The following is an 8,583-nucleotide window of genomic DNA, read 5'->3' as shown; positions in this document are numbered from 1 at the left end:
GACAGCAGCGCAAGCAGCCCCGTCAGCGAGTGCGGTGCGCCGCCGAACAGCCCTGCGTGGCGCAGCCAGAGCCGCGTGCCTTGTGGACCTCGTTCGCCACCGTGCAGACCGAGGTTGCCGAGCGCATCGAGACATGCCGCGAGCGCGGCGTCGTCGGGTGAGCGTCCGCTCAGGCCCGGCGCATGCTTCTGCCGGCTCCGGTACAGGAACGACAGGAAGCGGTGATTGAAAATGTCCAGAAGATCGGCCATTGCCGGCTCGCGCGTCGTGCGCCGCGCCAGCACCATCTCCGTGAACGGCAGGGGCAACGGGCCGTTCGCACCGGCCAGCGTCAACACCGGCGTGGTCAGCGTGTAGGTCTCGCGGGGTGCGCGCGCGGCTTGCTTTGCCGCGCTGTCGGTAGCGTCATCGACAGGATCGATCGCTGCCGTCTCCACTGCGTCCGGCAGCGCGTGACGGAGCACCGTGCGAATATCGCTGGCTTCAAACGCCAGCGACACGAACCCCTTGAGACGCACCGCTTCGTCCGTGCCATCGCCGTAGCCGAGCGCCCGGGCCCATGGCTGCGCACGCTCCAGCAGATGGATGGCCTGGAACAGGTCGAAACCCTGTGGCTGCGCGACCAGACGAGCGATCAAAGCAGTTGCTGGCAGCCGGTCATCGGCTCCCATTGCTTCCATATCTCGTCTCCCCGGCGCACCACCAGCCGTACAAAGGAATTGACCGACGTGTACATCGCGAAGAAGCGCGCGAGCACCGCACCCAACAGCAACGGCGAACCGCCGACAAACGCGTCGGCATCGAACTCGACGCTGACTTCAGTGCCGCGGCAATAGCCGCGCCACGCCTCGCCACCCACGTGTGCCGTGACGTTACGCGCCGCGATGCTCCTGATGCCGCGAATCTGATCCTGCTCGCGCGGCCCCTCCGAGGCGAACAGGCGCAGCATCTCCTGCAGCTCGCGCTGACCGGTCGCCCCGCTTACCAACGAGTGATAGTTGCGCGTCAGCAGCGATACCAGGCGCCAAAGCGTGTCGCTGCCGAGCGGCGGATTGCGCTGCGCAGTCGGTTCATAGAGGCAGCGCACCCGCGCGTTCTGCGAAACCCGTTCGACCAGCATGCGTGCACCGACCGGCACCTGTTCGGCGAGCCGGCGGTTGGTGCATAGCACGTTCGCATAGACGACCGGCGCATCGGGCTGGCCGGCCACGTTGCTTGCATCGACGAAACCCAGATACACGTCCACGCCCGGCAAGTTGCTACGCAGGCTGTGCTCACGGCGGGCAAACCAAAACATCGTGTCGCTGCCCGCCTCATTCCGGCCGCTGTGGTCGGCCGCTGTGAAACACGGCACCATCGTCTCGCGATCCTTTGCCGGATCGGACACGACCACCGACAGAATCGAATGGATCTCGGTGATCGGTTCGCGCTTCTGATCCGCGACGAGCCGGTATTCGTAAGTGCGTTGGTCGATCACGACCGGTTCGCTGGTCTGCGAGAACAGATTCACGATCGGCGTGCAGCCGAGCCGGAAATGCTGTGCGCCGAGCATGCCGAGCCCACTCGGCACGTGGTCCAGATGCAGCACGATGTCGCAGGTGCGCCCAGCGCCGAGGCGACCGGCCGGCAGACTCAGATCGAAGAAATGAAACTTGCGCGGAAACGCAAAGTACTCCTGCATCAGCCCATACGCCGGATGCGCGTGAGACGGCTGCGGCAGCACGCTGTCCTCCTCGGCGTAGCCGACCTCGCGCCATGCGGACGGCGACAGCATCACCGCCGGCCCCTGCCCCGGACGCAACGAGACATCGGTAACGCCCGACACGAGCAGTTCATAGAGTGGCATCGTCACCATCCAATCCCCGTGCAGATGGATGCGCAACTGCGTCAGGTCGAGTTCGGCAAAGTCGCCCCCCGCTTCGCATTCAAGCGTCAGGCGCAGCGTCGCGTCTTCGCCGAAGACCGCGCGGCTGATCTTCAACGGCCACAACACGGTGTCCCATGCGGTGCGAAAGCGGCACGACTCTCCTGTTTCGGTGCGGGCGGCAAGACCCGTGTGACGCGGTACACGAAATCCGGCTGTCACCTTCCCCTGAGTGAGATCGAGATCGAACTGCGCGACCGTCATCGACGGAATTGTCTGCACCAGCGATGGACAGACGTTCTCGAGCAACGCCCCGGCGATCTCCGGAAACGCCTGATCGAGATCGCGATGGACACGGGCGGCGAGAAATGCGGTCGCCTCGACCAGACGCTCCGTGTGCGGATCAAGCGATTCGGTTCCGTGCAGCGCGAGGCGCGCGGCAACCTTCGGGTATCGCTGCGCAAAGTCGGCACCCTGCGTGCGCAGGTACGAAAGCTCGCGTTTGTAGTACTGGAGAATGTCGTCGGACGCCATCTCAATCAAGCTCCAGCGGACGCGTCTCGACGGTGCCGCTGCCGCTGGTCGCCAGTTCGAAGAAGACGTGCTCGACCGACTTTCCCTGGCGCATGTCGCCGTCGATCGCGAGTATGGCGTGCTGCTCCCGCCCTGGCGGAAATGCGAACTCCACGGTGACATTCACGAGCCGCGGCTCGAACAGCTTTATTGCATGCCGGATCGCATCGGCGATTGCGTCTCGATCTGGGCCTGAACGCAGCGAACGTTCGGAGAAATCCGGTACACCGTAGTCGATCACCGTACCCTCGCTCTGGAGAAATGCCTCCATCGCCAAGCGCGAACGCGCATTGAGCAGACGCGATAGTTCACGCGCAACAGATTGCCGAAGCGCATCCTCTCCGAGCATCGATGCGTCCGCATTCTCGACGAGACGCTCGAAGAGGGGCAGGGGATAACCGTTGGCGATTGCCGACATAACGCGAAACCGGTTGAACTAGCTGGACGGGTCGCCCACCGGGCGGCGGGCGACGGCGTGTTACGCCTTGGGAGCGACGGCCTTGTTGGTCGAGCGATCCCAGCCGAACGGCGCAGTGCCTTTTTTCGTCGAGTCCGTGTTCTGCTGGGTGTATTGGGACGTCATCGCCGAATAGTTAATCGACAACGAATCCATCATGTCGGAACCGCCGCCGCTCGTCGCGATGTTTGCGACCATCGCATTGGTGAGCACGTATTTCATATGCAGCATGAACTTGCCGCCCTCGTTGCGCCCGATGGAAATCGTCGCGTCGCCGAGCTTGGTGCCGGCGGCGCAAGCCGCGTATAACGCAGGCGTCGACTGGTCCGTGCTCTTGCTGACCGAGAATTCGGAAAAAGACGGGCGCCCCAGGGTGCGCTCTGTATTGGAGGAATCGACGCCCATTGCCATTGAGACGCTGTGGGAAAACGACATGAGCAGGATGCCGTTGGCAAAACCGTCGACCAGCGAATTGCCCTTAATATCCTTGAATTGAAGGATGATCGTATCCATGATTGGCCTGAATTAGATAGTTATGAAAAGACAACACGACGCGCGGCGCGGTGCCGCACGTCGTCCATCAAGCTGCCGCAGCGGGCAGGTCTGCAACCAGACGAATCGATGCCGTGAGTTCTTCCATCTGGAAGTGCGGCTTCAGGAAGCAGGTCGCGCGATATGCGCCTGGCTTGCCAGGAACCTCGGTGACGTCGACCCGTGCTTCGCCCAGAGGAAAACGCGCCTTCTGCGCCTGCGACGCCGCCGGGTTGATCAGCACGTAATCGGCAATCCAGTTGTTCAGATAATTCTCCACGTCAGCGCGCGTCTGAAAACTGCCGACCTTGTCGCGCATCATCACCTTGATGTAGTGCGCGAAGCGCGACGCCGCGAGCACAAACGGCAGGCGTGCCGACAGTTGCGCGTTGGCGTTGGCCGCATCCTTGTTGTAGACCTTGGGCTTGTTGGCCGTCTGTCCACCGAAGAAGGTCGCGAAGTTCGAGCCCTTCGAATTGACGAGCGCGACGAAGCCGAGATCGCTCAGTTCCTTCTCGCGGCGGTCGGTGATCGTGACCTCGGTCGGGCATTTGAGAACAACGTCGCCTTCGCCGGTCTTGTAGGCATGCGCGGCGATGCCGTCCACCTTGCCGCCACCCTCCACACCGCGAATCGCGGTTGCCCAGCTGTATTTCGCGTAAGCATCCGTGATGCGCAAGCCGAGTTGATAAGCGGCGTTCGCCCACAGGTATTTGCTGTGATCCGTGCCGTCGACGTCTTCTTCGAAGTTGAAATTCTCGACCGGCTTGGTCTTCGCGCCGTACGGCAAGCGCGCCGCATAGTTCGGCAGCACGAGCGTCACGTAGCGCGAATCTTCCGACTCGCGGAAGCTGCGCCAGCCGGCCAGTTCAGCGCTTTCGAAGGTCTTCGACAGGTCGCGTGCGACACCGAGTTCGGTATAGGACTTGAGATCGAACAGGCTTGGCGCCGCTGCTGCCACGAACGGCGCATGCGCGGCCGCCGCGACGCGCGAGATGCGCTCGAGCAGCGCGATGTCCTGCGGATGCCGGCCGAACGTGTAGTCGCCGATCAGCAGCGAATACGGCTGACCACCGAAGGTGCCGTATTCGTCCTCGTAAATCTTCTTGAACAGCACGCTCATGTCGTGATCGACGGCCGACTCGAGATCCTTGAGCAGCTCTTTCTTCGTGACGTTGAGCAAACGCAACTTCAGGCGCGTGCTCGTCTCCGTACCGTACACCATGTCATGCATGCCGCTCCACGACGCTTCAAGCGCCTGAAAGGCGGAATCGTGCATGATCGCATTGAGCTGGTCCGTCAGCAGTCCGTCGATTTCAGCGACACGCTCGTTGATCATTGCCACCACGCTCTTGTCGGGGCTCGTGCGCATGCCCTCGTCGAGAATTTGCGAGGCGAGCTGACCGATCAGCTTCTTCGCGTAGACTCCCTGCGAGGGTTCCACGGCCATGTTGCCTTCCTGAACGATGCGGTCGAGGAGACTCAGCTCGGCCTCGTTCGAGGTCGTCCCGGCTACCGCGCTGTCGGCGGCAGAATTCGTTTTCATCTGGATCCCCCTTGGGGAGTTCGTTGCGTCAGCGACGCGGAGAATGGGTCCGTCACTCAGACGGCGCGCCTTCGGCCACTGGCGCCCCGGACGTATCGCCAGCATGTGCCTGGCTTTGCACCTTCTTCAGTTCTTCGGAGTTCTGCACAATGCTTTCGAGCATCGAGTCCAGCTCGTCGTTGCCGTCGAGCTTCGCAAGCAGATCGCGCAACTGTTGCCGGGCTTCGAGCAGCTTGGCGAGGCGCGGTACCTGGCTCACCAGGCTCTCCGGATGGAAGTCGGAGAACTTTTCGAAATTCAGCTCAACCTTCAGATTGCCTTCGCCTTTCATCGTATCGGGTACCGACAGATCGAGGCGCGGACGGATCTTGCTCATGATTTCGTCGAAATTGTCGCGATCGATTTCGACGAGGCGGCGCTCCTTGAGCTTGGGCAACGGCACTGCAGGTTGACCCGAAAGATCGGCGAGCAGGCCAACCACCATGGGCAATTCACGCTTTTCGACGGCATCGCCGAGCTCGACATCGTAGGTAATCTGAACGCGCGGGGGGCGATTACGTCCCACCCACTGCTGTAAACTGTTGGACATGAACCTCTCCGGGAATGAGAAACTCTAATGCGTTGGAAATCACCCAAACTCGCAGCGATCATCTGCGGATGGACACGATAAACAGTGGGATTGGGAAGCGATGACGCACGACAGCCATTGCCCAGATGCAACGCCAGAGCGAAACGATAGCCAGAGCAACAGGTTCCTCCGACCACGGCCCAAATACTCGTTGCCAGCACCTGCGGCAAAGCCAATGCAATCCCCCGACGCATTGACGACGAGGAGTGTAGGTGTGCCGCCAAGACCGAATTGATCGGGTGTCTCAGTTTTTAGAATAAATTTTGGCTCGTCCGCCCGCAGGACGAGTTCGGGTTCTGTCGGGGTAGGGATTTCCAGGCGATTCGATGCAAAGTTGATGGGAATGCTTAAATTGCAAGTTCGTAGAACTGTTCGGCGGCTGAGCGTTTCTGGTCGACGCCAGTCTGCATCTGTCCTTTCGCGATCATGTGCATAACTTCGATACCAGACAAGATGATGCGAGCGCAGCGAAAGTTCTTAAACCCAAGCATCGGCCGCGCAACACGTTTGATCGCTCGATGGTCCTGCTCAACAAGGTTGTTTAGGTTACGGTAAAGGCCGCGAAAGGACGCATCGACGTATTGCTCGCCAATGCGGGACTGGGAGACACCCAGCCGATTGGTTCGATCACCGAAGAATCGTTCGACCGGATTTTCGGCGTGAACGTCAAGGGAACTCTGTTCACCGTTCAGAAAGCATTGCCGATGATGACAGCGGGTGGGTCGATCATCCTTACCGGCTCGACGACGGATCAGATGGGAACGCCTGCCTTCAGCGTCTATAGTGCATCGAAGGCCGACATTCGCAATTTTGCAAGAAGCTGGGCGCTGGACTTAGTGGGGACCGGAATTCGTGTAAACGTGCTTTCGCCAGGCCCGACTTCCACACCGGGTCTGCTCAATGGACTGGCCCGCAGCGGCCAGCAGGAAGCCATGATGGCCGGCCTGATCGCTAAAACCCCTCTTGGGCGCATGGGGGACCCGGACGAAATCGCCGCTGCCGCACTCTTCCTTGCGTCTAATGACAGCAGCTTCATGACTGGAAGCGAGTTGTGCGTCGACGGCGGGTACGCGCAGATCTGAAGCGCTTGCCTTCGCAGGCATGGGTTGACCTACCCTTGGAGCGGCTCTAAGCCGCTTTCTTCAAAACCGCGTACGGCCCTCCGCGCGGCTTCCATCCATCTATATAGGGCTTGGCCGCGCCTTTTGCGGCGGCAACCCTATCCCTCCCCAAGCGAACGACCATCCTGTCGTTACGTTGTGCATGACGGCACTTTATCGGTGCCTGACCTCTTTCAAATTCCACGACGGTGCACGCAGGTCGCGTCAATTAACACCCGCACAAGCCTGTTTTATGTGGCACACTTCATGCATAGTGAATTTTATTCAAGTTACTTGAATACACTCACTAACCCATCTTTGCGGCGTGGCCGCACGGGAGCATCATGCATAAGTCACTCCGTACGTTTGTCTTGTCGATGACCGGCGCGCTTGCGCTGTGCGCGTCGATCCCGGGTCACGCGCAAAGCAGCGACCTGCTCGCACGCGTGAAGGCGAACAAGGAAATCACGGTGGGAACGGAAGCGCGTTATGCCCCGTTCGAGTCTATCGAGAACGGCAAGATCGTCGGTTATGACGCGGACCTTCTGCAATACGTGCTGAAGTCGTTGCCCGACGTCAAGCTCAAGCAACTCGACCTGCCGTTCCAGGGCTTGCTACCGGGCCTTGACGCAAAACGCTTCGACATGGTGATCACCGCCGTCACCGTCAATAAGGATCGCGCGAGCCACTTCGCGTTCACGTTGCCCATTGCGGATGCAACCGCAGGTGTGCTGGTGCGTTCGAACGAAGCTTCCATCAAGTCGCCGAACGACCTGAACGGCAAGATCGTCGGATCGCAAACGGGCTCGGCACAATTGCAGGCGTTGATGACACTCGACAAGAACCTGAAGGCCGCCGGCGGTCCGGGTATCAAGCAGATCAAGCAATACGTTGCCTTCGACGAAGCTTATGCGGATCTCGCGGTGGGCCGGCTCGATGCGGTCGCGCAGTCGGTCTCGAATCTCGGACCCTTGCTGAAGTCACGTCCGGGCGTGTTCACCCTGCTGCCGCAGAGCATTGGACCGAAGAGCTATTTCGCGTGGGTCGCGCGCAAGGACACCGACAGCGCGACGCTGCTCAAGCTCTTCAGCGACGGCATTGCACGCGCGAATCATGACGGCACCATGAAAGCGCTGCAGATGAAGTGGTTCGGCACGACCATGGACGTTCCCGCCGACGCCATGCCCGAACCGTCGATGTAAGCAGTATCCATCGACATGAATCCGCCCGATCTCCTCGCGCGCTGTCTCGGTTATCTGCCGCAACTGCTGGACGGCGCCATCACGACGCTGTGGCTCTCGGCGATCGCGGTGGCGTGCGGCTTCTTCGCGGGCATCTTCATCTACATGATGTCGGCGAGCAAGAGCCGCACGCTGGCCACGGCCGCACGGGCCTACGTGAGCATCTTTCGCGGCACGCCAGTGCTCGCGCAATTGCTGGTGTTTTTTTACGTGCCATCGGGGCTCGGGTGGGCCATCCCTGGTGTAGTCGCGGCGGCCGTGGGCTTATCGATGAATACGGCGGCGTATCAGTCGCAGATTCTCGGCACCGGTTTTATCGCGATTCCGCGCGGGCAGATCGAAGCGGCGCAGACCTTCAATCTCACGCGCCGCCAGACGCTGTGGCACGTCGAGATTCCGCAAGTGGTTGCGTTGACGTTGCCGGCGCTGGTGTCGGAGATGATCGATATCGTGAAGGCGTCGGCGGTAGTGTCGGTGATTGCCGTCACCGACCTGATGCGCGTCGGCCAGCAATTGTCTTCGGTCAGTTACCGGCCGCTCGAGGTCTACACGCTCGCTGCGTGCTTCTATCTCGCGATCACTTCGCTGCTGTCGCTCGCCGGCCGGGGTATCGAACGGCGCGTGGCGCGGCGAGCCTGAGCCA

The 8,583-nt window shown here is 61.0% G+C and carries 9 protein-coding genes and 1 pseudogene; 3 read left to right on the top strand and 7 right to left on the bottom strand.

Features of this window, described 5'->3' with window-relative positions:
* The 7 genes and pseudogenes from EOS_RS22505 to EOS_RS45695 form a co-directional block, all read right to left on the bottom strand.
* Nucleotides 1-680: type VI secretion system baseplate subunit TssG (locus EOS_RS22505; protein ID WP_047848924.1), on the bottom strand; the 680-nt coding region annotated here is incomplete at its 3' end.
* Nucleotides 635-2,398 carry a type VI secretion system baseplate subunit TssF gene (gene tssF, locus EOS_RS22500; RefSeq protein WP_047848911.1) on the bottom strand — a complete coding sequence of 588 codons (1,764 nt, stop codon included), beginning with the start codon at nucleotides 2,396-2,398 and terminating at the stop codon, nucleotides 635-637. The genes EOS_RS22505 and tssF, both read right to left, overlap by 46 nt.
* A gap of 1 nt (nucleotide 2,399) precedes the next feature.
* Nucleotides 2,400-2,855: a type VI secretion system baseplate subunit TssE gene (gene tssE, locus EOS_RS22495; protein ID WP_047848910.1), complete on the bottom strand. Its 456-nt coding sequence runs from the start codon at nucleotides 2,853-2,855 to the stop codon at nucleotides 2,400-2,402.
* Between the two features lie 60 nt (nucleotides 2,856-2,915).
* Entirely contained in the window at nucleotides 2,916-3,407 is a 492-nt protein-coding gene (locus EOS_RS22490; RefSeq protein ID WP_047848909.1) for an Hcp family type VI secretion system effector, read from the bottom strand.
* 67 nt (nucleotides 3,408-3,474) lie between these two features.
* Nucleotides 3,475-4,971, bottom strand: coding sequence for a type VI secretion system contractile sheath large subunit (gene tssC / locus EOS_RS22485; protein WP_047848908.1), 1,497 nt, complete (start codon nucleotides 4,969-4,971; stop codon nucleotides 3,475-3,477).
* Nucleotides 4,972-5,023: 52 nt separating this feature from the next.
* Complete coding sequence (gene tssB / locus EOS_RS22480; protein ID WP_047848907.1) at nucleotides 5,024-5,560, bottom strand: type VI secretion system contractile sheath small subunit; 537 nt, start codon at nucleotides 5,558-5,560, stop codon at nucleotides 5,024-5,026.
* Between the two features lie 386 nt (nucleotides 5,561-5,946).
* Nucleotides 5,947-6,144, bottom strand: a pseudogene (locus EOS_RS45695) (DDE-type integrase/transposase/recombinase); the annotation flags it as partial.
* Nucleotides 6,145-6,180: 36 nt separating this feature from the next.
* On the opposite strand from EOS_RS45695, the gene EOS_RS22470 reads away from it, so the two are divergent.
* The 3 genes from EOS_RS22470 to EOS_RS22460 all read left to right on the top strand — a co-directional run bounded on the left by EOS_RS22470 (nucleotide 6,181) and on the right by EOS_RS22460 (nucleotide 8,579).
* Nucleotides 6,181-6,681, top strand: coding sequence for an SDR family NAD(P)-dependent oxidoreductase (locus EOS_RS22470; RefSeq protein ID WP_235442919.1), 501 nt, complete (start codon nucleotides 6,181-6,183; stop codon nucleotides 6,679-6,681).
* Nucleotides 6,682-7,043: 362 nt separating this feature from the next.
* Nucleotides 7,044-7,901: a transporter substrate-binding domain-containing protein gene (locus tag EOS_RS22465; protein WP_047848905.1), complete on the top strand. Its 858-nt coding sequence runs from the start codon at nucleotides 7,044-7,046 to the stop codon at nucleotides 7,899-7,901.
* Between the two features lie 15 nt (nucleotides 7,902-7,916).
* Nucleotides 7,917-8,579, top strand: a complete 663-nt coding sequence (locus tag EOS_RS22460; RefSeq protein ID WP_047848904.1) for an amino acid ABC transporter permease — start codon at nucleotides 7,917-7,919, stop codon at nucleotides 8,577-8,579.
* The last annotated feature ends 4 nt before the right edge of the window (nucleotides 8,580-8,583 follow it).

The organism is Caballeronia mineralivorans PML1(12) (assembly GCF_001028175.1).
Taxonomy (GTDB): domain Bacteria; phylum Pseudomonadota; class Gammaproteobacteria; order Burkholderiales; family Burkholderiaceae; genus Caballeronia; species Caballeronia mineralivorans.
Note: the sequence above shows the minus strand (reverse complement) of the source record. Positions and strands in the feature narration are given on the sequence as shown.

Bases quoted from the DNA above. Each gene is read 5' to 3' on its own strand.
- tssB (WP_047848907.1), bottom strand. From the start codon at position 5,560: ATGTCCAACAGTTTACAGCAGTGGGTGGGACGTAATCGCCCCCCGCGC.
- EOS_RS22465 (WP_047848905.1), top strand. From the start codon at position 7,044: ATGCATAAGTCACTCCGTACGTTTGTCTTGTCGATGACCGGCGCGCTT.
- tssE (WP_047848910.1), bottom strand. From the start codon at position 2,855: ATGTCGGCAATCGCCAACGGTTATCCCCTGCCCCTCTTCGAGCGTCTC.
- tssF (WP_047848911.1), bottom strand. From the start codon at position 2,398: ATGGCGTCCGACGACATTCTCCAGTACTACAAACGCGAGCTTTCGTAC.
- EOS_RS22490 (WP_047848909.1), bottom strand. From the start codon at position 3,407: ATGGATACGATCATCCTTCAATTCAAGGATATTAAGGGCAATTCGCTG.
- tssC (WP_047848908.1), bottom strand. From the start codon at position 4,971: ATGAAAACGAATTCTGCCGCCGACAGCGCGGTAGCCGGGACGACCTCG.
- EOS_RS22460 (WP_047848904.1), top strand. From the start codon at position 7,917: ATGAATCCGCCCGATCTCCTCGCGCGCTGTCTCGGTTATCTGCCGCAA.